This window comes from Veillonella faecalis, from assembly GCF_024677885.1.
GTDB classification, from domain to species: Bacteria; Bacillota; Negativicutes; order Veillonellales; family Veillonellaceae; genus Veillonella; species Veillonella nakazawae.
Genome location: NZ_JALBWL010000001.1, coordinates 245089 through 269907 on the forward strand (window position 1 = coordinate 245089; position 24819 = coordinate 269907).

The window sequence follows — 24819 nt, forward strand, 5'->3', positions numbered from 1 at the left end:
AGGAAAGGAATCCTTTGATTCCTTTCTTTATTTAGATATGATATAATTTATATCAAAGTGAGGCATAAATGGTTTGGTCGCCAGACTTCGCTTCTAAAGTTTTAAAATTGAAGAAACGGTCTGACTTCTATGTCGGGCCTTTTTTCATACCTTCCTTCACCGCCAATCTCTAGAAGATTAGCAAAGGCTGGACCCATTTAGAGGCCTCAAGTTCAATATAGTGCTGTCCATAATAAAAGTAAATAGATTAGAGGTTCCTAATAATCACCTTGGTGACCAATAGGAACCTCTTTCGTTTTGTAACTATTATAATGGAATAGATTAATTATGTTACAATACAAATAAGATAATAGTTTTTAGGGAGAGGGAGACTCATATGAAACGTTGTATTACATTAATAAGCTTAGGTTTGTGTTTAGCCGTACCTATGCTTTCACAAGCTAATGATATTAAACCTCTTATGCATGTTACGAATGTACATAATGGTCAATATGATGCGGCATTAGATGCTATTACAGATATCAAGTTTTATGGACCGTATCAATTCCGAGTATTAAAGAATGCTATTGAAACGCAGGGTGAAACAAAGGACATTGATGGTAGGGCGTTTAGAACCTCTGATGGGGTATTTATGCATGTAAAGGCTAGATCTATCGATAGTACTAGCCCTACTCTTGATGCTGAGGTTAATCAGCTCATTAAAGATAGAACGGTTCCTGAACCTACCGTAAAGATGGTATTGCCTGTTAAGCATGATGTAATAGAGGTCAATAATGATGGTGTGCGTAGTTTGCTAGCCGAATTTATGTATGGCTGGCCATTACATAATAGGACGGATATGGTATTAGTTACAGATTATGAAGATACTCGTTACTATTATAAGTTGCAGTTTTATAGAGACAAGCTACCTGAAGGTATTCGCATTGAGCAGTTGCGCCAAATGATTATGGATGCGCAGTTCAGTTATAAATAAGTGATATCTAATTAGCACAATATAGTTATAAATAAAAGAGGTTCCTAATGTTCACAGTAGTGACTTATAGGAACCTCTTTTATAATGCTTTAATTTACATGAATTTGTTATAAGGTTATATTATTTATAAGTGTTTTTTGATTCGTGGTGGTTTTATATGTTTTACAATTGCGATAGATATAGCAATTGTAAAAGCTATCAAAAAGGATTCTTTTGCGAAGCTAATGGCAATAGTTTCTTGTCCCATTAGCATATAATAAATGGATCGATAAAAGCTGAGCCCTGGTAGTAAAGGGAATAAGCTAGTCATTAGGAAAACTATAGCAGGGCATTTCCGTTTAACAGCCAATATTCTTGATGCTATGGCGATGATAAAACCACTGATGAATATGGAGAGCATAACATTAGACTGTAGTGAAGATAATGTTAAGAACAAGAACCATGAGATGAATCCTAATATTGTACAATCGATAAAATGTTGTTTAGCTACACGGAATAAGATTGCAAATGCTGTAGTACCAATACCAGCCATTATACTACGCATAAACATAGAGGTTAAGGAATTAGTATCTAAATTAGAGGTATAAAGAGGAATCATTTGTGTGTTGAAGAGTAGTGATTGTACTACTGCGACCCCTACAGCCATTGAAATACAGGTAAGTAACGCGCCCATCATAAGGGTTATTCCTGTATTATAGTTATTCTGGCTATACTCTCTAATAGCATTGACGAAAGGAACTCCGGGAACAATGTCAATCATGGCTCCTAGTAATATAACTGATAGGTTGGAGCCTAATTCAAAGTGGATAAAGAGATTACCCAATAAGGCTATTAGAATACTACCTAAAATGGTAATCAATACATCAGAGCTAAGTATGCGTTTAATCGTACACATATAGACGCCTAATATTAAGCCTATAATACCTGCAATTATAGAGTCTGTTATAGAACTACCAATTGCATAGCTAAAGCCCGAAGCTCCTAACGTATAAGCTGCTAATCTCCAAAAAAAAGAATAGTCTGACATGGTATCAATTTGATTAAGTTCACTTTCAATCTCCTCAATAGTAATATTTTTTTGTGTGATACGTCGGGAGAGAGCATTAACAGATTCAATTTTACTGAGGTTAATATCGACTTCAGGAACGTTATAAATACGAGTAATTTCAGTTCCATCAGCTTTCTTAGCAGTTGCAAAAATACCTCTATTGGATACGTAGGCTTCTAAATATTTAAAATTCATAGCTCGTGCTATGTAGTTCATAGTATCCTCTGTACGACTGATTTCGGCGCCACTGCTAAGTAATATTTTTCCAGCTTTTAGTATAATTTCTAATTCCACACCTGTCATTATTTCCTCGTTATTCATTTTACTTCATTGTTATTTATATTGGACTTTTTGATAGGTCTATCTTTAGAAGATTCAGTTGATTTTGATTCTTCCTGTTGTTCTTGTAGGATATTGATATTTTGATGTATAACTTCTTCGTCTATTGAGAGATGCACTTCTACATAGTCTTTTAGTTCTTGAACTGTTTCCGTATTTGAAAGTATTTCTTTTGCTTCATTATGAATATCTTCTTTAAGAGATTTTGTATCTGCTTGACTAATATCACCTAATGTATGGAATAGTTCACGTTCTTTTTCTGAAAGATTTTTGTGAGGACTATGTTTTTTTAATGATAAACGGAGCATCTTTCTTCGGAAGAGTTTTTCCATAATGATATCCTTACGATCACGGAGCCAGCCATAAATAAGAATAATTAGGAGTAATAGTCCCATATAACCGAGAATTGGGTAGAGGATACTAATCAAATCTTTAAAACCAAAGAAACTACATATATATCCTATGATTACTACAGAAATAATAACAATTCTCATTCTTTTTGTACTGCCGTTGGCAAAACGTCTAGCAATAGAATAAAAAAGAGAGAATGCTGTATTAAAAATAAGTGAAAAGACTGTGATTGCATATATATATGCTAGCCAAGGATGAATTTGATTGGCGATAGCAAGAATCGGCAAATCTGCATCTTTTACTGTATCTAGATTTGCAAAAATAGAGATAGCAGCTATAAAAACAACTAATCCGACTAATAGGCCGCCACGAGTGCCACCTTTTTCAGCAATACCAATACGAACAACAGAGCCACCTAAAATAAAGGCCATAGAAACAGCTGTCATAGCACATAGAGAATAATAATTAATGACAGAAAACCATACATTGCTTGTGGCTGGTTTGATTGTGTGGGCTATAGTATCTAACGCAGCCCAATCATGACTTTTACCAATAAAAGAGTAACCTGTAATGATGAATATCATTACAATCATAATAGGTGTAAAAACACCTAGAACACTGGTAATTTTATCAAAGTCCATAAATGATACGGTTATGATTAAAAGTGAGCAAATTAATCCGCCAATCCAAAAAGGAAGTCCAAACTGTTGTTCTAAGTTTGATCCTGCACCGGCTATCATAACGAAGCCCATAATAAAACTACCAGCGATTAGAACAAAATCAAGGATTTTTGTAATGATCGGATGGGAAATCTGTGTAAAAACTTCTTCATGATTGTCTGCACGATAGTAGCTCCCCAAAGAAAGCATGATTTTACCAAATGCGGCATTTAATAGACCTAGTAATAGAACACCAATAAGACCTATTTGGCCAAAACTTATAAAATATTGTAGAAGATCTTGTCCACTCGAGAGTCCTGCACCTACAATAACACCTATGTAGGCAAATGCAATTTTCCATGATTGTTGCATTATATTTTCCTCCTTTCAAATACATAACTTAGTATATAAAATAATATTATATCATACTAATGATTCAATTGATGGAAATCTTACTGCCAATCTCTATAAGATTAGCTAAGAATGGACCCATTTATAGACCTTAAGTTCAATATAGCGATGTCAAACGTAAAAGTAAATAAATTAGAGGTCCCTAATAGTCACCTAGGTGACCAATAGGAACCTCTTTTATCGTGTAAGTAATTTATATGGCTATTAAATTATTATAGAATGCTTTTACCCATTGGGAATACAGTTTTGCCGAATACTTTATTTACAAGTACAGCACCAGAACCGTAGAAGCCCAATAGGGAGATGAATAATTCAGACCATGCTGCAAGAGCGAAGAAGCCTGTTTTGCCACCTAAGAATAGGTCTGTTGCAAGACCGAAGAATAGGAAGCAGATTAAGACCATGATAGCGAATACAACTTTGTTTGTTTTCAAAGATGCAATTGTACCAAAGATAGAGAAGATTAAGAAGCCCACAAAAGCGAATGCCAATTGTGTTACATCGAAACCTTTTTGGATTTCAGGACCGAAGGATCCCATTTGAGTTAACCAAACGCCAGCCATTGCGGACCAGAATAAACCGTATGCACCGAATACAACGGATCCGAATGGATTATTTTTCTTGAAATCAAAATAGCTTGCCATTAATTGGGCCAAAGAACCTAATAAAACAGCCCAAGGAATAATAACGGATGTTGTTGGACCAGACCAGCCTACGCGGGACGTGGATACCACAAAACATACAATAGCTAGACCAAGTAGACCAAGACCTGTAGGATCTGCTACATTTTCACTCATTTCAACTTTTCTTACTTCATTTTCCATTTGTTCCTCATTTCTCCGTGGGGGACAACTAACTACAACCATACAGTAAAATAGTCACATGATTTTATGCTGTCATCTCCTATTCAATACACTAGCTATTGAATTGACGGCATATCTATGTGAAAGCACTGCCTCATAAATGTAACATATATCACATTTTTAAGGCAATAGATTGGAAATACTATCTATGCGTAAAAAGTATAATGTGAAAGTTCAAATAAATTAGAGAAAATAAAAGAAAAACCGCGAAAAATGAGAAGTCTAATATTTTAATTCCCATTTTTGTGCGGTTTTAAGATATAAATCGTTTATTTTATATGAATTTGTTATAGATTAATGATTGTAATTTAGGATGTTATTTATTTAAGTTTTCTACAATGCCAAGAATATCCTCTGCTTTACGGGCAATATGTGTTACGCCTAATTCTTGGTGGAGAGATTCTTCTCTAAAGCCCCAGGTAACACCGATACAGAGTAGACCAGAGTTTTTCGCAGTAGCTACGTCAACTTCAGAGTCACCTACATAAATAGATTCTTCTGGTGTAGAATCTAGTTCTTTTAAGGCTTGGAGTACCATGTCTGGTGCTGGTTTACGTTGTAATCCTGGTCTTTCACCAATAGCAACAGGTAAGCGATCACCGAAGTATTCTTTGTTGAGAGGTGTTACACCTTCTTGGATTTTGTTAGATACGATAGCCAATTTATAGCCTTGCTCACGTAATACATCAAGCATGTCTAGGATGCCTGGGTAGGGAGCTGTCGTATCTTTCAGATGCTCACCATAGTATGCTTTGAATTCATTGATGTATGGCTCTAATTCGTTATCTGCCACAGAACTTGGTAAACATTGACGCATCAAGTACGTTACTGCATTACCAAGCGCTGCCTTTACCTCTGCTAGAGACTTTTCAGGGAAGTTATGTGTACGTAGTACATGATTTACAGCATTCGCTAAATCTGTAGCCGTATCGAGCAATGTGCCGTCGCAATCAAAGACGATGGTTGTATATTTCATGGGGACCTCCAATACGAAATCAATATGTACTTTATAAGTATATGATAAATATGGAGAAAATCAAGAGAATAGCCATATTTGTTACTATAATTGTGTTACAATAATAGCAGTATTAATTACAGCGTATAGGAGGCGTAGTATGACTGAAATACAAGCTCTTTTATTGATAAAATCTATTCTTGAATCTGCAGATATTCATGGTATTGAAAACATTTTGGCTGAGGATTGTGAGTACATGTCCACAGGGCGTGGTATTATTGGCCGCAATCGTAATGAAAGTATTGAGTTTTTATCCTCTATGACGGAGTCTATTAAGGCTGATAATGTGCCTGTTACGTGCAAGGTGATGCATATTACCGATGTGTACGAGGAGGATGCGCTTTTCCATGAGGGTCGTCATGGTTTGACTGTTTCTTATGAAAGCGGCGATAACTATGTGTACATGATTTTTGTTGATGTAAATGATGAGGGCCTTGTAGACCGTATCGTATCTAGTCAGGAAAACTATAGTATTGAGTATTATGACCTTCGCTTTGGCGAGGATGAAAGCGAGTATGCATTTATTTCTGCACCAACTACTGTGAAAGATTGGATTACAGCCCTCAGCATGTGGCTTGAAACAGCGAATGTCGATGTGGATGATTTTTATCAGTACATCGATGAAGACACACGTGTTGTATTCCAAAAAGGTGATGCTGAATCCATCACCCTTGAAAGCGGCCTTGATGTAGAAGATTACTTTGATCAGCTCATGAACCAACACTTTGATGCGGTACCTCATATCATTCGCGATGAAGAAGATGGCCTTATTTTAACCTATGGTCCTATGAGTGCCATTGCAACCCTCAATGAAGAAGGCGCACTAGCGCTTATTAGTATCTATATTGACACACGTGACGAAGATGAAGCCACTGATGAAGTTGGCTATATTGAAGAAGAACTAAGCAAAACGACAACTCTTGAAGAAGATTTATTTTAATTAACTCTATCAGTAAAATGTACTATACTTAGTCTAAATATATATGGTTAGCGAGATACTACCAGTTAAAAGTATTATGTTTAGTCTAACTACATATGATTAATGAGATACTACCAGTTAAAAGAATTATGTTTAGTCTAACTATATATGATTAATGAGATACTACCAGTTAAAAGTATTATATTTAGTCTAGAAATGTAAAAAACTACCAGTTAATTTCACGTTGTAGTAGATCGACCTCCTATTATTGAAGATCGGTTTACAAAACAACATGACTAACTGGTAGTTTTAAATTTAATTAGAAATAATTATTTTTAACTGGTAATATCTCAAAAAAGAGTATATATGAGATGCGTGAAATTATTTTTAACTGGTAGTATCTCTAAATAGATATATGTAAGCGAACTAAAAGCTTTTCTACATTTCGTCATGGTCTTTAATGAGACCAGCTTTTTTCTTTTTCCAATAGGAGTAGTAGAATGGCAAGATTACAATACAGCCGCCTAGACCCCATAGTAATTGGTTAGTTTGTGCTTGGGCGAGCATCCATAGGGATGTGCCAATAGCGATGACTGGGATTAAATAGCCACCAGGGATTGTATAAGATCGAGTTTTGTCTGCCCATTTACGACGGAAGATAATAACCGCTAAACATGTTGGTAGGTATTGTGTAAAACGAGATACTGCACTGATGGCTGCTAGTGTAGTAAAGGAACCAGACCATGCAAGTAGTACACTGGCAATGGCTGTAACGATAGCTGCAACATATGGTGCATTGTAACGATTACGTTTAGCTAGAGCACTTGGTAACATACCGTCTTCAGCCATAGAGGTAGCCACACGAGGTGCATAGTAAGCCTCCGCAAAGTTGATACCACCCATAGAAATTAGTGTTCCTACTAATACAACGTACATACCGATAGGACCTACAATTACGTTAAAAGCATCTTGGACTGGTGCTTTTGTATTAGCCAAGTCAGAGCCGAGTACACCGATAGATACGGCGAGGATTGCCATATATAGAACGGACACGAGAAGCATACACATGATAATAGCACGTGGTAAATTCTTCTTAGGGTTTTTCATATCCTCTGCAGCAATGGCAATAACTTCAAATCCTGTATAGGCAAAGAATAGAAGAACGGCAGCTTGTGCAAATGATCCATCTACATAAGTATCTTGCGGGAAGACTGGCGTAAAGTTAGCTCCATTTATAAAGAAAATGCCAATTGCAATGAATAGGGCAAGAGGAACTAACTTAGAAATAGTGATTAAGTTGTTAACGAATTTTGATACGTTAACACCAAAGATATTTACAATGGTAAGACCTATAATCAAGATAAATGAAATAACATCTTTTGCAAGATCACCACTTAACGCCGGTACTGCAGCACCTAATGCGGTAGCAAAGCCAACGGCCATGGCCGCCCAAGCAATAACGGTTACAATCCATTTTAAAACGCCTACTTCAAAGGCCCAAAAGTCACCTAATGCATGTTTTGCATATAGGTAAGGTCCGCCATTACGTGTAAATAAGCTTGCCGCTTCAGCAAAGCAAAGGGCGATACATCCTGCAATAACGGCATCAAATAATAGGACGCCTAAACTAGCGGAACCAATGATAGAATATGCTTTGTTTGGTAGTAGGAAAATACCTGTCCCTACAATACCATTGATGCCTAGGAGTACAATACTCCAGAAGCCAAATTTTCCTGTTTCTTTCATACTAAAACCTTCCTACTATTTAGTTATATTTTCTCGAGCTGCTGTTACAAAGGCAGCAAATAAACGTTTTGCATTTTCATCTGTTTCAGACATCATTTCTGGATGGAATTGGCAAGCTACTAACCAAGGATAGGAGGAGTCTTCTAAACCTTCTACAGTACCGTCCTTAGCTCTTGCTACTACTTGTAAACCTTTACCAACATGTTTTACTGTTTGATGATGGTGAGAGTTAGTAATCCATGTGGAACGACCAATAGCACTAGCAAGCTTAGATTCAAACTCGATATCTACTGTATGTGTACCTAATGCAGGCGTTTGATTTTGTGAATGTTTAATCGTACAGCTTTCATCATACTGTAAATCTTGGTATAGAGAACCTCCACGATATACATTTAAAATTTGAATGCCTCGGCAAATACAAAAGATAGGAATTTGTTTTTCTTCCGCTGCTTTCAATAATGCGAAATCGAATTGATCTCGTTCAGGGAATACATCGCCTAGACCTTGCAATGGTTCCTCACCGTAATTTAGGGGAGATACATCATGTCCGCCAGATAATAATAAGGCATCAAGTTTTGCCACTGTTTCACGGGCTACATCGAGATTTTTTGTAAATGGAATGATAACTGGAATACCACCAGCCTCTTCGATAGAGCGTGGATAATCATGGTTTACATAAGAACGTAACAAATCTACGTAGGCACCGCCGTTATCTCGTAAGATATTGCCAGATACACCAATGAATGGTTTTGTCATAATATCACCTCGTATGTGTAAAAATTTGTACAATTAGTATAGTTTAAGTATATCAAATATTCGTGAATAAATAATACTACTATTGCAATTAATTATAAAACTTATACATTCTAAAATATGTTAACATTGTTACATTTTCTAAAATTCATATTAGTTTTATAGGGATAATTATATTCGGTTTTATAGGGATAATTATATTCGTATATGTTTTGTTAAAAACATGGTATGATAGATTACGAATAAACTGTACGGGAGGTTTACTATGGTTTTTCTTACATCCTTACAGAGCATCATACCTATTGTATTGCTGATCTCGCTAGGATATATATTAAAAGGGCGAGGGATGTTTCATCCCATATTTAGTGGTAATCTATCTAGATTTATCATGTCTGTTGCGTTACCAGCCGGTGTATTCGTATCTGTATTGCATCATCTACATACATCGGATTTATGGGACTTACGATATGGGATGCTAGCCGTTACATTAACCTATGTAATTGCGTATATCGTTGCTTTTATCATGATGAAAGTACTAAAAGTACCTCGAGGTAGGCGTGGTATTTTTATAAATATGGTAGTTAATGATAACTGCTTATTTATAGGATTGCCAGTGCAAATCGCCCTCTTTGGTCAAGATGCGCTACCATATTTCTTGTTATATTATATCGGTAACACTATTTCAGTATGGATGGTAGGGGTATTCCTTTTAGAATTAGATCCACTGCCTAATGCTGAATTAGGTTTTGATAATAGTAAAACTGATGGTATAAGTAATAGCACAATAGCTACAGAAACAAATCATAAGAAGTTTAAATTTGATTTGAAGAAGTTATTACCTCCACCATTGTTAGGGTTCTTTGTAGCATTAATATTCTTATTCTTTGAAATTCCTTTAGCACCAATTTTACATACTACATTAAATTACTTAGGAGATATGGTAACCCCATTATCCTTGATTTATATTGGTATTGTACTTCATGATGCGGGGCTAAAAAGTATGAGTCTTAATAAAGATTCTATTGGTGGTATTATCGGTCGTTTTGTAATTTCACCGATTATTATGTTCTGTGTCATTCTGGGCTTGCAATATGGCGCAGGTATCGTCCTAGAACCAATAGCAATCATTACCTTTGTTGTACAATCGGCGGGTCCCGTTATTGCAGTATTACCAATTGTAGCCAATGAATCGAAATCTGACTTGCCATTTGCTACAGGACTTGTCATGATTAGTACTATATTATTTGTGGTAGCCATACCAATTATTATGGAAATCTTAACTATGATAGGCATAACAGCATAAACTAAAAGGTCTGACTAATATAGTCAGACCTTTTTTTCCTATATTTTCTATACAAGTGAAATTGATAAAATATAAACTAAGTGTTAAAATTATAAATAAATGTATGTGTTTAAGGAGAGAGATATGATGCTAAGACGTTTGTTATTGTTAAGCTGTATTGGGTTTATAGGGACTATAGGCGTATCTCAGGCCATTGATGTTAATATTCCTGGGGCTCGCCCAGATATTGGGAAAGAAGCGTATCAAGAATATCGTATTCAAGGAGAAGTTGCTAAGAAGGTTGATGACTTCCAAGAGTCTGAGGTTAAAAAATGGGCACAACATGAGCCAAATTATGATAATGAAAAATTAGGTGATGATATTTATGTAGTACAAGAATTGACTAGAGCAATACATCATTCTAGGAGTGTATATATTATTACAGAAAATGGGGCTGATATTAAATTTACAGGCTCAAAAGAAAGTATAGTAGGTTGGTCTATTGATCCTAAACATATGTCTAAGTCTTCCATTAAGAGTGTGGGAGGAACTATTAATGCCGTATCTGATTTTAGATATGAAACAAGACAACAGCCTAAAGGTTCTAAATGGGAAGATACAAATATAGAGTATACTGATTTAAATAAATCTCTTTTACAGAATACTTTGAATGAGAGATTAGAAAAGCGAAAAGACTCAGTTCGATTTGTAGATGGTGATGTATTTACTTATCCTGGACTTGAAAAAGCAACGTGGGATGTAATAGGCTTAGATAATCATCATGTAGAGGGGACAATTAATTTTACGTTACCGAAAACACCGACTCTTTCTTATCATATTGGTCAATCTCTTAATAAAGATATTATAAAAAATTATATTAAAGATGATACTAAACGTTCTATCTCAGATACAATGGGACCTTTGGCTAATTTTGTTTTACCTTCTATTAAGCCTGCTAGTGATGTGTTAGCATATACTGATTCTGTTCATTTGGGACCTTATACATTTAGGGTATTAAAAAATAGCAAATTCAAGAAACATGAGGTTATAGGCCCTGCTGAATATGATGTTTATATGTCTGGACGTATTAAAGCTGTATTTGGTAAGCAACCATTTATAGAAGGTGCTAGTGTTGAAAAACAAAATATTTTATATAGTTACTTAAGAACTGTTGTTAAAAAATATGCTTTGAAAGGTCATAAGCGATTACAATATGCCACAGTTTGGAACAATGGTGTTCCAGCTTTATACTTTGAAGCTAACAAGGAAAATGCAACACTATTTGGCATGGTTTTGTATGATAATCAGTATGTTTATACGTATTATTTATACAAACCTGATGATGTTCACGTAAGTAACTATAAATTGAGAGACGTAATTCAATATGTAGATGCTAAACATAGTAAAGCGTGGAATGATAAGGCTTTTGTGGGAATCGGTATTTCACCTGAAATGTTAGACGTATTACAAACAAGTCCTACTATTAGGGATATTGTGAAAGATAAAAAAGCACATAATGATAAGAAGTAATACTATAAAAAGATAGCGTAAAGTGAGTAGCATAAAAAAGAGGTTTAACACTTGAGTGTTAAACCTCTTTTTTTATGCTTATCTAAAGAATCTTCCGATGAGTGGCATGCTTGCACCATCATTTTTATTAAGTCCTTTTAGAAGAACCATGATAATAACATAGAGCAATAAGCCTTCGATACCTGTGAGTATGAAGTTAACCCACATTGGTAAGATATCTGTTAAGTAGTGGTAACTCATAAAGATGAGTATACCCATGACACCGGCACTGACCACATTTTTCCATAGAAGGGAAATATCAAGGAAGTAGCCTGTGTATTTTTTGATATAAATCAAGTTGAGTAACGCAGCAAAGCCAATATCAGCAACGGTTGCCCAAGCGGCACCGCCGATACCAAGCCATGGGATGGCCGTTAATGTCCAGTTCAGGATGACTTTGATTACTAACGCAATACCCATATTAATTACAGGAATACGCGGTTTGTTAAGACCTTGTAAGATACCTGTTGTTACTTGGTGTACACCAAGGAAGAAGATAGAGAACGCTGTAATTTGTGTAGCTAATTCTGCCTTAGGTGCATTATAAATCAAGGTAACTGTTGGGGCAGCAAGTACATACAATAGCACTGTAAATGGTACAGTAGCCATAAATGTCAATCTCATGGAGCCAGAGGTACGTTCATAAATACCTTGGTGATCGCGTTTGGCAAAGGCATGAGAGATAGCTGGTACAATGCTTGTTGCAAGGGCCGCTGTAATGATGGTTGCCAAGTTGATGAGCGGTACCGCCATACCTGTAAGGTAACCGAACAACTCTGTTACCTCGTTCATCTGGAATCCCGCATCTAAGAGTCGACGTGGTACGATGAGCAAATCGAGGTTAGCCGTCAGTGGCAACATGATACTTGCTAAGGAAATTGGAATAGACAATGTTAAGAGTCGTGACAAAATTTCTTTAGCTGATTCACGAGGACCATCATAGCTTTCACCAGTGCTACTAGCCTTAGGTAATTTATAGTAGTAGTACAAGAGGACTAGGAAGGCACCAAAGGCACCTACGCCAGCACCTAAGCTAGCACCGCCTGCAGCAGCTGGTAAACCGTAAGGCAATAAGATTGCTGCAGCACCGAGCATGACGATAACACGTAACAGTTGTTCTACGATTTGGCTGACCGCTGTTGGCGTCATCATTTCATAGCCTTGGATATACCCGCGGAAGCAGGAAATCCACGTTACAAAGAATACTGCCGGAGCGAGCGCGATGATAGAGTAGTAGGCACGGCTTTCAGCAATGAGTCCACTAGAGATTAGCCAATCTGCACCAAAGTACATGGCAAGACTGGCGATAAAGCCTGTAATGGTTAACATTGTAAAAGATATATTAAATACTCTCTTAGCACCACCAAAGTCGTGTAAGGCTAATCGTTCTGCCGTCAAAATAGAGATGGCAATCGGCACACCTGCGCTCGAAATTTGTAATAGTAACAAATAGATAGGAAAGGCCATCTGGTAGATACCGATGCCTTCACCACCCAAGATGCGGGATAGAAGAATCCAGTTAATACTACCGATGGCTTTCACTACGAAACCGGCAATGGTTAAAATTAAGGTTCCTTTTAAAAATCCACTAGCCATTGATTATAGTTTGTTGGAAGAACCCAATACATTTTTAATTTTGTGAGCTACCATGCCTTTAATAGCATCACGAGCAGGTCCTAAGTATTTACGAGGGTCAAATTCGGATGGATTTTGAGCCAAGTATTCACGTACGGATGCAGTCATAGCAAGACGAAGGTCTGTATCGATGTTGATTTTGCAAACTGCCATTTGAGCTGCTTTGCGAAGCATTTCTTCAGGTACGCCTTGTGCACCAGGAATGTTGCCACCGAATTCGTTACATTTAGCTACGAATTCAGGCAATACGGAGGATGCACCATGCAATACGATAGGGAAGTCAGGCAACAATTCGCCAACTTTTTTCAAACGATCGAAGTCGAGGTAAGGGTCGCCTTTGAATTTGTAAGCGCCATGGCTAGTACCAATAGCAATTGCTAAGGAGTCTACGCCTGTAAGATGTACGAATTCAGCAGCTTGTTCTGGGTCAGTGAAGCGAGCATCTGCATCAGATACGTTTACATCATCTTCAACGCCAGCCAAACGGCCTAGTTCTGCTTCTACTACAACGCCATGAGCGTGAGCATATTCAACAACTTGTTTAGTAATTTTTACGTTTTCATCAAAGTCATGGTGAGATGCGTCGATCATAACGGATGTGAAACCACCATCTACACAGTCTTTACAGATTTCGAAGGAATCGCCATGATCAAGGTGAAGAGCGATAGGTAAATTGCTGTCTTCAAGAGCTGCTTCTACGAGTTTTACAAGGTAAATATGTTTAGCATATTTACGAGCACCTGCAGATACTTGCAAGATAAGAGGAGATTGTTCCTCTTTTGCAGCGTCTACGATACCTTGTACGATTTCCATGTTGTTTACATTGAAAGCGCCAACAGCATAGCCGCCTTCATAGGCTTTTTTGAACATTTCTGTAGTAGTAACTAATGGCATGTTGTCCTCCTTGGCCATAGGGCCTGTCATATCATGTTATTAATACTGTGACTGCTAGTCTTTCTAGCGCATATGAGCTAGATAAAAAACTAGTGTTATTGCAATCATATATCAATTCAAGTTAAGTATATCAAGAAACACTATAAAGGGCCAATATTTTTTGTATAACTTATGCATAAAATTCGTCAAATTTTATGGCCCATGTGGGTTAATTTTTATGTATTGGTGTTTATTTAGTAAATATTGATTACCTTAGTAGGTCATTAATGCCTTCATATCCGATGGTATTGGTGCCTGTAGTTCTAACCATTCATCTGTCATGGGATGGTAAAAGCTAACCCGTGATGCATGGAGTGCTTGGCGTCCAATATAATTTAAATGACCACCATATAAATCATCTCCCGCCAAGGGATATCCCAGTTGAGATAGATGGACACGAATTTGATGGGTTCGCCCTGTATGTAACAAACATTGAACATGAGTGAAGTATTGGTCTACCATATTTTGACTAATGGCATTACTACTAAGAACCGTTATATCTGTGTGCGCTGGTTTACCTTCGATTGTACAACAACGCTCAATAATACTGCCTGGTTTGCGTCCGATAGGCCACTGAATGCTTATGTGATTAGTAGGTAATTGACCTTCTACAATAGCGTCGTAGTTTTTATGGAAATGAGTACGCTTTTTATCAAACGCATGTTGTACAACAGATGTTTTTGCGATGATAACAATGCCAGAGGTATCCTTATCCAATCGATGAACCGGATGAAAATCATAATGCTGATTTGTCTGTTGGTAGTAATGTAGAATGCCGTTTGCTAAGGTATGATCTCGTACCGTTGAGGTAGGATGCATTAGAATACCTGCTTCTTTATTGATGACTAGAATATGCTCATCTTCGTATACGATATCCAGGTCTATAGGACTTAAACTAAACTCTTGTTCAGGGGTTAACTTCATAACGAGATGGTCTCCACCGTGGACAAGAGTATTCCAAGAGGCTGGTTTGCCATTGACTGTTATAATACCGTCATTTCGCAATCGCCGCCGCATACGTTGGGAAATATGCTGTTGTTTTATAATATGATTCATAGACTGTGTATGTACATCAGAATCTACAATCAAGTCGATTATGGTTGCTGTTTTCATAACTTTTATTATATCAAATAAAAAGTAAATGAAGAATTTTTCATCCTTTGTTGTTTTTCTAAAGGTCTATATAGTATAATTTATGTTAATAAATTTTATATATTTTTAATATATAGGTTTAGTATATATATAATTGTTTTGTACCTAAGTTTAATTTGTAAAAGGAGAGGTTTATGAATCTTAACAAGAAATCCTTATTAGTCGCTTGTGTGTTGGCGGCTATGTCTACAAGTGCTTTCGCAGCATCTACTACAACATCTACTACTAGTACAACAGTGATGAATCAAGATACACCAACATCTACTAGTACAAAAGTTACACGTGAACAACATACTTCGACTCTATCTACATCTACAACAACAACTACAGAAAAATCTTCAAACCATTCTAGCAGTACCTCTGTGGGCGTAGGTGTTGGTATTGGTCGACTTGATACTTTTGTACCTATTTCTGGGGCTGTTAAAGAGCCACCAGTAGCTGTTAAAAAAGCTATGAAGGTATTAAAAGATGACTCTTTATTACAACAAGGCTATTTAGGCCTTGTTAAAGAAAAGGGAAAATGGGGAATCGTAGGTACTAATGGTCAAGTCGTACTTGCGCCAGCCTATAAATCTTTAGACGCATCTAGTAAAAAGGATGGTACGTTCTTTGTTGAGGAAGGTAAAAATAAAATTTCTCACATTAAAGGCGATGGTACTGTATTAGAATCCGGCAAAGAAGCGCAAGAAGCTTTATATAGCAGCCTTAATGAGAAGAATACGGCTGTTAAAGAGTTAAATGATTTTGATCCTAAAACTGCTAGTCAAAACTATCCAAGTGATTCTTATGTAGCTTTCACGGAAAAAGGTAAACTAGGATTTAAAGATGCAAATGGCAATGTAGTGATTCAGCCTCAATTTAAAGCGTTATCCGATGTAGAAACTAAATTTAGTGAGGACCGTGCCTTTGTAAAAGCTAATGGCAAAGTGGTTGCTATCGATGGTAAAGGTATTGTATTGTTTAATGCTCCATCTAATGAAGTATATCCATATAAAAATGGCTTAGCTGAATTCCGCCGTAAGGTTAGTCACTTTGGCCTTGGTGGTATTCTAGGCCTTGTAGGTATGGGATATTTCTATAATCACGGAGGGGTATATCTTGATGGCCTTGGCGGTCTTGTAGATGATGGTATGAAACGTGGTTATATTGATCGTAATGGTGCGGTTGTAATCGATAGCAAAAACGATTATGTATATCCTATGGAAGAACATGGTACCTTGGTTCGTAATGAAGGTAAATTAGGCTTTATGAATCGTCAAGGCCAATATGTAATTCAACCTGGCAACTATGAAGCAGGTACAATCGATATGAATAATGTATTGTTGACATTGAAAAACAAAGATACTAATAAATACGGTATTTTTGATATGGAAACGGGCAAACAAGAGGTGCCATTTAAATACGATACTATTGAGTTTGTAGGTGAACATGAAATGTCTGTTACTAACGATACAAATCGTTATGTAGTAGATATGGCTACTGGTCGCGTTATCTATAAAGGCGATAGATCTATGAACGTAAAAACATTCCTTGGTGATACGTATACATGGGTATATAATAAAGATGGTAATTATAAGATTCTATCCCTTGATGGTACAGTGACAGAAACTTCAGTTATGAAAGATATTTCTGGTACTGGTAGCTTCTCTCATGGTTACAGCCCTGTAAAAATTAAAGGCAAATGGGGGATTATCAACTCTAAAGGCGAGTTAGTAGTTCAACCTACTTACGATGAAATCACAATTTTATAATGATAATGTTAAGACTGCATTTGAAAGAGTGCAGTCTTTTTCTATTTCTTGACTATATTGATTATATGTATAAATTTTTTATATTTATCTATATATTTATTCGATAGATATTCAATGGATAATTCTTCTATGATTAATAATAGTTATAATTAAAAAAGTCGATTTACCTAGAAAATAAGCCTGTTATAAGGTATAATTATAGAGATATATTCCGATTTGGTGTAGTTTTACACTTTCACTTGGAATATGAGGATGATGAAAGTAATGCTATGAACCCCATGCCCAACGGGTTCAGGTGTAGGAGGTATAAAATGGCTAAAGATTGTTCCTTTGACGTTGTGTCTGAAGTGGATATGCAGGAAGTAGATAATGCGGTAAACCAAGCGAAAAAAGAGATTGGTACACGCTATGATTTCCGTGGCTCCAAAGCGGAAATCAGTCTTGAAGGCGACACTATCAAAATCATCGGTGATGATGAATATAAATTGAATGCCATTATCGATGTTTTAAAAGGCAAAATGGTTAAACGTAACGTAGCGATTAAAAATCTTGACTATGGCAAAGTTGAACCAGCTGCTGGTGCTACAGTTCGCCAAATCATTACTATTAAAAAAGGCATTACAAAAGAAAATGCTAAAGAAGTAGTAAAAGCAATTAAAAACATGAAAATTAAGGTACAAGCATCTATCCAAGAGGATCAAGTGCGTGTATCTGGTAAGGATAAAGATGATTTGCAAGCAGTAATCCAAATGTTAAAACAATTGGATATCCCTGTAGAATTGCAATTCGTTAACTTCCGTTCCTAATAACATATGTCCATAAGATAGGGTTAGTTTGAATCATTGGAGTTGCTAACCCTATCGGTGTAGGAGGCCTTATGAAAGTAGAGGACATGAAGGGTGGCTATACCACAGGTTCATGTGCTACGGCAGGTATGAAAGCTGGTTTATTGGCTCTCTTAGATAAGAACATCGTGGATCAAGTGGTCATTGAAAATCCTCAAGGTCAGTATATTGAGGTACCTATCAAACAGGTAGAGGTCATATCCGATACAGAGGCTAAGGTGACCGTTATGAAAGACGGCGGCGACGATCCTGATGTAACCCATGGCAATGATGTGGAAACGACGGTGACTCTTGATGATACTGGTGAACTACGATTCCGGGCAGGCTTTGGTGTAGGGACGGTAACAAAACCGGGACTTGCGATGCCGCCAGGAGAACCGGCTATCAATCCAGGGCCTAGGGCGATGATGAACATCGTCTTTGACGAGCATTGTGTACATGGCCAAGGTGTAACGGTAACGGTGAGCGTACCAAATGGTATGGTATTAGCCAAGAAAACCTTAAACCATACCCTAGGTATCGAAGGTGGTATTTCCATTATCGGTACTACGGGTATCGTTAAGCCTATGAGTGAAGAAGGGTTCAAAAACTCGTTAGTGCCTCAGCTAAAGGTTATGAAAGCCAATGGTTGTGAAACGGCTGTTCTCGTGCCGGGCCGTATCGGTCAGGATCTGGCGGAACAAGTACTTGGTATACATAAGAACCAAATGGCAGAAACCAGTAACTTTATCGGCTTTATGCTGGAAAAGGCAGTACAAATTGGCTTCAAGCGTATTTTGATCATCGGTCATATTGGTAAGCTAATAAAACTTGCTAGTGGTAGTTTCCATACACACAATCGCATGAGTGATGGTCGTATGGAAAGCATCGTAGCCTATGCCGCTTTAGAAGGGGCATCCCAAGCGGTGTGTGAAGAGCTATTCAATTGCCAAACTACAGAGTCTACGTTCCCAATATTAGAGCGTGAAGGACTGACTGGTGTGTACCAACGTGTTGTAGATCGTGCATCGTTACGTAGTGAGCGATACATTGCTAATGAAGCAGAGGTAGGTATCATTATTACCACCTTAAAAGGTGAGATTTTGGCAATGGATAAACATGCTAAAGAGATAGGAGAGCTTGAACAATGGCACATACCTTGTATATCGTAGGCATTGGTCCGGGTAATCCTGATTATGTGGTGCCTAGAGGCCTTAATTTAATTAAACATGCCACAGTATTGGTAGGTAGTGAACGTTCTTTAGAGGACTTTCAAGAGCCTGGTCAAATTACATATCCTGTGACAGGTAAGCTTAGCTTACTGGCTGAGCAAATTGAGCGTGAGCTCAACGACCATGATGTTGTAGTTATGGTAAGCGGTGATACAGGCTACTACAGCTTGTTACCGTATTTGAAAAAGAAATTTACTGCTAACCCTATTGAGGTTGTGCCCGGCATTAGTTCTATGACCTTTGCCTTCGCACGACTTAATGAGGTGTGGCATGATGCGGATTTAATGAGCTTTCACGGTCGCCAACCGGCACCAGAGAAGCTCGTATATGAAGCAGGTAAAAAGATGGGGTTCTTGACGGATCCTGAATATAATCCAGCGCATATTGCGCGTATTTTAATAGATGCAGGTTGGCCAAAAGAAACGAGAGCAGCAGCCCTTGAGCGTTTGAGCTATGATGATGAAAAAATTGTAGACTCCACGTTAGAGGTATTAACTGAGCTTGAAGGCTTTGGTCATTCTGTAATGGTGGTACTAGGATGAGACATTTTTTCGGAATTCCTGATGAGGAATTTATCCGCGGTGACGTGCCGATGACGAAATGCGAGATTCGCAAAGCCGTTATGAACGAGGCACGCATCGAGGAAGATAGCATCGTTCTTGACGTAGGTGCTGGTACGGGCTCTATCTCCATTGAAGCAGCCTTGGCAGCTCCTAAAGGGCATGTATATGCGATTGAGCGCTTTGATAAAGGCATCGACCTTATCAATGAAAATATGAAGAAATTCAATGTAAATAATATGACGGTTATCAAATCTAAAGCTCCTGAAGGCATGGAAGAATTGCCTGAGCTTGATGCGGTTATTATCGGCGGTAGTGCTGGTGGTATGACAGGCATCATGGATGAGGCGCAACGTCTATTAAAAATTGGTGGCCGTCTAGTTGTAACTGCTGTAACAATGGAAACTGGCTACACAATTCTTAAAGAGTTGAAAGGTCGTCCTTTCACCTATGAAGGTTACCAAATGTCTATCAGCCGTTACCGCAAGGCTGGTCCATATCATTTGTTAGATCCATTGAGCCCAATTTTCATTGTATCTGCAACGCGTATCGCAGAAGGAGAGTAATATGGTTGATGTACATATCGTAGGCGCAGGCCCTGGGGATCCTGAGTTAATCACTCGCAAAGGGTATCGTTTAGTGCAAGAGGCAGACGTTGTTATTTACGCTGGCTCCTTGGTAAACCCTGCCATTTTAGAGGCTTGTAAACCAAGCTGTGAAATTCATAACAGTGCTACTATGAACCTTGATGAGGTGTTGGCTGTTATGAAAGCTTCCGTTGAGGCTGGTAAAAGCGTAGTTCGCCTTCACACAGGTGACCCTGCTATTTACGGTGCGATTCAAGAGCAAATGGATGCATTGGCTGGGATGGGTATATCTTATGAAGTCGTGCCAGGTGTAAGCTCTTTCCTTGCTACAGCAGCGGCATTAAAACAAGAATACACATTACCTAATGTGTCCCAAACAGTTATCATTACACGCATGGAAGGCCGTACACCGATGCCTCCAAAGGAAAAATTGCGCATGTTAGCAGCTCATGAAGCAACAATGTGTATTTTCCTTAGCGTTCAAATGTTAGATAAGGTTGTAGCTGAACTCATCGAGGGCGGTTATGACAAAACAACTCCAGTGGCAATCGTGGTAAAAGCGTCTTGGCCAGACCAACGCATTATCCGCGGCACATTGGAAACCATTGCGGACATCGTAGCGAAAGAAGGCGTATTGCGCCAAGCTATGATCGTAGTAAGCCATGTATTAGATAGCGAATACGAATTATCTAAACTTTACGACAAAGGCTTTGCTCACATGTACCGCAGTGCTAAGGACTAATATGATGAAAGCACCAGAAATTGCTGCATCTACGACTGGAGTTAAGAAGAATAGAACGGCTATTCTCTCTGTATCTGAACGAGGTGCAAAGCTAGGTCAACGCATCAAGTCTTTGGTGGCACCCCATGCGGATTGCTTTGAAAAGGAAAATCGTCCCTCTGGTGGTGAGGCTATTTATTTTGACTCCCTCAAAAACCATATAGGACAGATTTTCAAGGATTACGACCAAGTACTTTGTATTATGGCACTCGGTATCGTAGTGCGCATGATTGCACCGTATATTGAGCATAAATCCAAGGATCCTGCGGTAGTCGTAATGGACGAAGTGGGTCACCATGTGATTAGCTTATTGTCTGGGCACCTTGGGGGCGCCAACGAATGGACGCAGTCCATTTCGCTGGCCATCGATGCGGACCCCGTCATTACAACCGCAACGGATGTAAACGGATTGCCAGCGCCTGACGTGTTGGCGCGCCACGAGCATCTGTTGGTCGATGATTTTCAAACTTTAATCAATGTAAACTCTGCCATTGTTGGAGGAGAGAGAGTTGATTATTATATCGATGCTAGCTTACCGAATGCAGAGCATTTAGAACGAGCTGCGAAAGCTCATATTGGTGAGCATGGTATGGTTCATGTTGTTTCTTTGAATCAACTAGATTCTATTCCATGTAAACATGAAAGCTCTGAAGAGGGGACTTCTCGGGTGGTCATTACGGACAAAGTAATTGCCGAGTATGGTCATCAATTGATTTTGCGCCCTCGTACCTATACGATGGGCATTGGCTGTCGTCGAGACACGCCGAAGGAATTGATTCTTGATGCTATTCAACAATCTCTGGCAGCCCATAAGCTTTCACCAAAGAGCCTTGTAACGGCAGCATCGGTCATCGTTAAACAAGACGAAGTAGGCCTATTAGAGGCTATGCAAATTATGGGGTGGCCTATCGTGTTCTATACACAGGACGAGATGGCACCACTCATTGAAGAAGAAGAATTAAAAGAATCTAATTTTGTAAAAGGAACTATAGGAGTAGGAAACGTATGCGAGACAACGGCATTACTAGCGGCCAAGAGCCGAACATTAATACAGCACAAAACAATTTATCCCAAAACAACGGTAGCCATTGCACAGGTAACATCAAAGTAATCGGTATCGGCCCTGGCGATGAAGAGTTTATGACGCCTCAAGCGCGCGAAGCTATCTTAGCTGCTGACCGCGTTGTAGGTTATTTGACATACCTCGACTTGATCAAAGACCTTATCGAAGGTAAAGAAACTGTAGGTACTGCAATGATGCAAGAAGTAGATCGTTGCCAACAAGCCGTTGATTTAGCGGTAGAAGGTCATCAAGTAGTTGTAGTATCCTCTGGTGACTCTGGCGTATATGGCATGGCAGGTCTTGTGTTAGAACTTGCTAATAAAGTGCCAGCAGAAAAACGTCCTTCCGTAGATATCGTACCTGGCCTTAGTGCTGTAAACGTTGCAGCATCCGTATTGGGTGCACCATTGATGCATGATTTTGCAGTCATTTCTTTGAGTGATTTGATGACTCCATGGGATCTTATTAAAAAACGTGCTGACCTTTGCGCACAAGGCGACATGGTTATCTCCTTATACAACCCACGTAGTAAAAAACGCGTTACTCACTTAGATGAAGTTCGCGAAATCGTTCTTAAATACCGCGACCCTAAAACACCTGTTGGCATCGTGCAAAAAGCCGGTCGCCCAGGTCAACATATGGTAATCTCTGATCTTGAAAACTTCACAAATGAAGAAGTAGATATGCAAACACTTGTTATCATTGGCAACAGCCAAACTTATGTTGAAAACGGTCGCATGATTACACCTCGAGGCTACAAATTATGATTTGGGTTATTGCCGGTACTTTGGATGGTCGCACCTTAGCGGTAGAAATCCAAAAACGGACTGGTGAAGATGTACTTGTTACGGTTGTTAGTCAGTATGGTGCAGAGCTTGCTGCCCATAAAGGCATTACCGTACATACGGGCCGTCTTGACCAAGAGGCGATGCAAAACTTGATTAAAGAGCACAATGTACGACTCTTAATTGATGCAAGTCATCCGTATGCTGCTATTGTTACAGCTACGGCTCAAGATGCAGCAAAGGCCGAAGGTATACCTTTTGTTCGGTTTGAACGTAAAGAGGTGCCATTGCCAGACTATGATAAATTACATATCGTAGTAGACGAAGTGGAAGCAGCCAATTTAGCAGGCAAATTAGCTAAGGAAAATAACAGCCATGTGTATTTGACGACTGGTAGTAAGACAATGCACATCTTTGCCAAATCTGAAGCCTTACAAGATTGCGAAGTATGGACCCGTATTTTGCCTACAGCAGAGGTATTACAGATGATGGAAGACCTCAATGTGAGTCCGAAACGCATCGTTGCAGTGCAAGGTCCATTTTCTTACGATATGAACCGCATCATGTTCCACGATACAAAGGCTAGCGTTGTAGTTATGAAAAACTCTGGTCTTGTAGGTGGGGCAGATACGAAATTACAAGCAGCTATGGATCTTGGTATCCATGTTATTGTTATCGATCGTCCACGTGTTAAGATTGAAGGACATGTGGTATCATCTAATGATGAATTTTTCAAATTATGGGAGGACACTAATGGATTACGTTAAAAATCCTAAAGCCATTGAAGATAAAAGTATGGAAATCATTTACGATTATGTAAAGGATTTAGGTTTAACCGATGATGAAGTACGCGTTGTATCTCGTACAGTTCACGCATCTGGTGACGTTGAATATGCTCAACTCGTAAAAATGAGCCCTGACGCTGTTCAAAAAGGTATAGAAGCATTAGACAATGGTGCAGATATTTACACTGACGTAGAAATGGTTCGCACAGGTATTTCTAAACCGGCTCTTAAACTTCGTGGTAATGAAGTACATTGCTTAATCAAAGATGAAAATGTAGCTAAAATGGCTAAAGAGTTGGGGGTAACTCGCTCTATCGCCGCTATGCGTACATTTGGCAAACAATTAGAAGGTCAAATCGTTGCTATCGGTAATGCTCCAACAGCATTGTACGAAGTATTGCGTTTAGCCCTCGAAGAAGGCGTTAAACCTGCTCTTATCATTGGTATCCCTGTAGGCTTCGTAGGCGCTGCAGAATCCAAAGACTATTTGATGGAAGTATCCCCAGTTCCTTACATCACTGTAAAAGGTAACAAAGGTGGTAGCCCAATCGCTGCTTCCGTATGTAATGCATTGCTTTACACAGATGTAAAACGCAATGACATGCTCTTCGTAGAAGGCAAAGAGTCTAAATAATACAAAACCCGAATCGTATGTTAGTAGTTTTTTGCGATTCGGGTTTTACTGTATATTTTTAATACTACCAGTTAAAAGTAAATGTTTAGGCCTATAATATTATCTTTTTTAGATACTACCAGTTAAAAATAAATATTTTTAACTGGTAGTATCTCTATAATAGGTAGTA

Annotated in this window: 23 protein-coding genes; 14 read left to right on the forward strand and 9 right to left on the reverse strand. The window is 38.3% G+C overall.

Features of this window, described 5'->3' with window-relative positions; translation table 11 throughout:
• Positions 1 to 376 precede the first annotated feature (376 nt).
• A complete protein-coding gene (locus tag MOQ65_RS01115) occupies positions 377 to 973 on the forward strand; it encodes a hypothetical protein (RefSeq protein WP_257846405.1) in 597 nt (198 codons plus the stop codon).
• A 124-nt stretch (positions 974 to 1097) separates the two neighbouring features.
• Here MOQ65_RS01115 and MOQ65_RS01120 read toward each other — a convergent pair whose 3' ends face one another.
• From MOQ65_RS01120 to MOQ65_RS01135, 4 genes are all read right to left on the reverse strand, one after another.
• Positions 1098 to 2324 (reverse strand): threonine/serine exporter family protein, encoded by a 1227-nt coding sequence (locus MOQ65_RS01120; RefSeq protein WP_257846406.1) that lies wholly within the window; start codon positions 2322 to 2324, stop codon positions 1098 to 1100.
• 14 nt (positions 2325 to 2338) lie between these two features.
• The gene (locus tag MOQ65_RS01125; RefSeq protein ID WP_257846407.1) at positions 2339 to 3742 is read right to left on the reverse strand and encodes a YkvI family membrane protein; all 1404 of its coding nucleotides are present in this window, start codon (positions 3740 to 3742) and stop codon (positions 2339 to 2341) included.
• 251 nt (positions 3743 to 3993) lie between these two features.
• Positions 3994 to 4605 carry an acetate uptake transporter gene (locus MOQ65_RS01130; protein ID WP_195185873.1) on the reverse strand — a complete coding sequence of 204 codons (612 nt, stop codon included), beginning with the start codon at positions 4603 to 4605 and terminating at the stop codon, positions 3994 to 3996.
• 355 nt (positions 4606 to 4960) lie between these two features.
• On the reverse strand, positions 4961 to 5620 hold the full coding sequence (locus tag MOQ65_RS01135; RefSeq protein ID WP_257846408.1) for an HAD family hydrolase: 660 nt from the start codon (positions 5618 to 5620) through the stop codon (positions 4961 to 4963).
• Positions 5621 to 5759: 139 nt separating this feature from the next.
• Here MOQ65_RS01135 and MOQ65_RS01140 point away from each other — a divergent pair, with 139 nt between their 5' ends.
• Positions 5760 to 6599, forward strand: a complete 840-nt coding sequence (locus MOQ65_RS01140) for a hypothetical protein (RefSeq protein ID WP_257846409.1) — start codon at positions 5760 to 5762, stop codon at positions 6597 to 6599.
• 417 nt (positions 6600 to 7016) lie between these two features.
• On the opposite strand, the gene MOQ65_RS01145 is transcribed toward MOQ65_RS01140, so the two are convergent.
• Positions 7017 to 8324 (reverse strand): APC family permease, encoded by a 1308-nt coding sequence (locus MOQ65_RS01145; RefSeq protein ID WP_257846410.1) that lies wholly within the window; start codon positions 8322 to 8324, stop codon positions 7017 to 7019.
• 15 nt (positions 8325 to 8339) lie between these two features.
• Positions 8340 to 9080, reverse strand: coding sequence for a gamma-glutamyl-gamma-aminobutyrate hydrolase family protein (locus tag MOQ65_RS01150; protein WP_257846411.1), 741 nt, complete (start codon positions 9078 to 9080; stop codon positions 8340 to 8342).
• Positions 9081 to 9342: 262 nt separating this feature from the next.
• On the opposite strand from MOQ65_RS01150, the gene MOQ65_RS01155 reads away from it, so the two are divergent.
• Together MOQ65_RS01155 and MOQ65_RS01160 are read left to right on the forward strand one after the other, a co-directional pair.
• Entirely contained in the window at positions 9343 to 10380 is a 1038-nt protein-coding gene (locus MOQ65_RS01155; RefSeq protein WP_257846412.1) for an AEC family transporter, read from the forward strand.
• Positions 10381 to 10503: 123 nt separating this feature from the next.
• A complete protein-coding gene (locus tag MOQ65_RS01160; protein WP_257846413.1) occupies positions 10504 to 11889 on the forward strand; it encodes a hypothetical protein in 1386 nt (461 codons plus the stop codon).
• Positions 11890 to 11967: 78 nt separating this feature from the next.
• Here the strand turns inward: MOQ65_RS01160 and MOQ65_RS01165 are convergent, their stop codons facing one another.
• The 3 genes from MOQ65_RS01165 to MOQ65_RS01175 all read right to left on the reverse strand — a co-directional run bounded on the left by MOQ65_RS01165 (position 11968) and on the right by MOQ65_RS01175 (position 15609).
• Positions 11968 to 13524 carry a putative polysaccharide biosynthesis protein gene (locus tag MOQ65_RS01165; RefSeq protein ID WP_257846414.1) on the reverse strand — a complete coding sequence of 519 codons (1557 nt, stop codon included), beginning with the start codon at positions 13522 to 13524 and terminating at the stop codon, positions 11968 to 11970.
• 3 nt (positions 13525 to 13527) lie between these two features.
• Complete coding sequence (gene fba, locus MOQ65_RS01170) at positions 13528 to 14457, reverse strand: class II fructose-1,6-bisphosphate aldolase (RefSeq protein ID WP_060924176.1); 930 nt, start codon at positions 14455 to 14457, stop codon at positions 13528 to 13530.
• A gap of 252 nt (positions 14458 to 14709) precedes the next feature.
• Positions 14710 to 15609, reverse strand: coding sequence for an RluA family pseudouridine synthase (locus tag MOQ65_RS01175; protein ID WP_257846415.1), 900 nt, complete (start codon positions 15607 to 15609; stop codon positions 14710 to 14712).
• Positions 15610 to 15782: 173 nt separating this feature from the next.
• On the opposite strand from MOQ65_RS01175, the gene MOQ65_RS01180 reads away from it, so the two are divergent.
• The 10 genes from MOQ65_RS01180 (at position 15783) to MOQ65_RS01225 (ending at position 24650) form a co-directional block, all read left to right on the forward strand.
• Positions 15783 to 17399 (forward strand): WG repeat-containing protein, encoded by a 1617-nt coding sequence (locus MOQ65_RS01180; RefSeq protein ID WP_257846416.1) that lies wholly within the window; start codon positions 15783 to 15785, stop codon positions 17397 to 17399.
• A 311-nt stretch (positions 17400 to 17710) separates the two neighbouring features.
• Positions 17711 to 18205: a YajQ family cyclic di-GMP-binding protein gene (locus MOQ65_RS01185; protein ID WP_004696277.1), complete on the forward strand. Its 495-nt coding sequence runs from the start codon at positions 17711 to 17713 to the stop codon at positions 18203 to 18205.
• A gap of 71 nt (positions 18206 to 18276) precedes the next feature.
• Positions 18277 to 19395 carry a cobalt-precorrin-5B (C(1))-methyltransferase CbiD gene (gene cbiD, locus MOQ65_RS01190; protein ID WP_257846417.1) on the forward strand — a complete coding sequence of 373 codons (1119 nt, stop codon included), beginning with the start codon at positions 18277 to 18279 and terminating at the stop codon, positions 19393 to 19395.
• Positions 19371 to 19997 carry a precorrin-6y C5,15-methyltransferase (decarboxylating) subunit CbiE gene (cbiE, locus tag MOQ65_RS01195; RefSeq protein WP_009351756.1) on the forward strand — a complete coding sequence of 209 codons (627 nt, stop codon included), beginning with the start codon at positions 19371 to 19373 and terminating at the stop codon, positions 19995 to 19997. The genes cbiD and cbiE overlap by 25 nt, the downstream gene beginning before the upstream one ends.
• Complete coding sequence (gene cbiT / locus MOQ65_RS01200; protein WP_054748358.1) at positions 19994 to 20581, forward strand: precorrin-6Y C5,15-methyltransferase (decarboxylating) subunit CbiT; 588 nt, start codon at positions 19994 to 19996, stop codon at positions 20579 to 20581. Before cbiE ends, cbiT begins: the two co-directional genes overlap by 4 nt.
• 1 nt (position 20582) lies before the next feature.
• On the forward strand, positions 20583 to 21344 hold the full coding sequence (gene cobM / locus MOQ65_RS01205) for a precorrin-4 C(11)-methyltransferase (protein WP_024064141.1): 762 nt from the start codon (positions 20583 to 20585) through the stop codon (positions 21342 to 21344).
• Positions 21345 to 21348: 4 nt separating this feature from the next.
• Positions 21349 to 22494: a cobalt-precorrin 5A hydrolase gene (locus MOQ65_RS01210; protein ID WP_257846701.1), complete on the forward strand. Its 1146-nt coding sequence runs from the start codon at positions 21349 to 21351 to the stop codon at positions 22492 to 22494.
• Between the two features lie 29 nt (positions 22495 to 22523).
• Positions 22524 to 23213 (forward strand): precorrin-3B C(17)-methyltransferase, encoded by a 690-nt coding sequence (cobJ, locus tag MOQ65_RS01215; RefSeq protein WP_004696265.1) that lies wholly within the window; start codon positions 22524 to 22526, stop codon positions 23211 to 23213.
• Positions 23210 to 23998 carry a precorrin-6A reductase gene (gene cobK / locus MOQ65_RS01220; RefSeq protein WP_257846418.1) on the forward strand — a complete coding sequence of 263 codons (789 nt, stop codon included), beginning with the start codon at positions 23210 to 23212 and terminating at the stop codon, positions 23996 to 23998. Before cobJ ends, cobK begins: the two co-directional genes overlap by 4 nt.
• Positions 23985 to 24650 (forward strand): precorrin-8X methylmutase, encoded by a 666-nt coding sequence (locus MOQ65_RS01225; protein WP_156719007.1) that lies wholly within the window; start codon positions 23985 to 23987, stop codon positions 24648 to 24650. The genes cobK and MOQ65_RS01225 overlap by 14 nt, the downstream gene beginning before the upstream one ends.
• Positions 24651 to 24819: the final 169 nt, after the last annotated feature.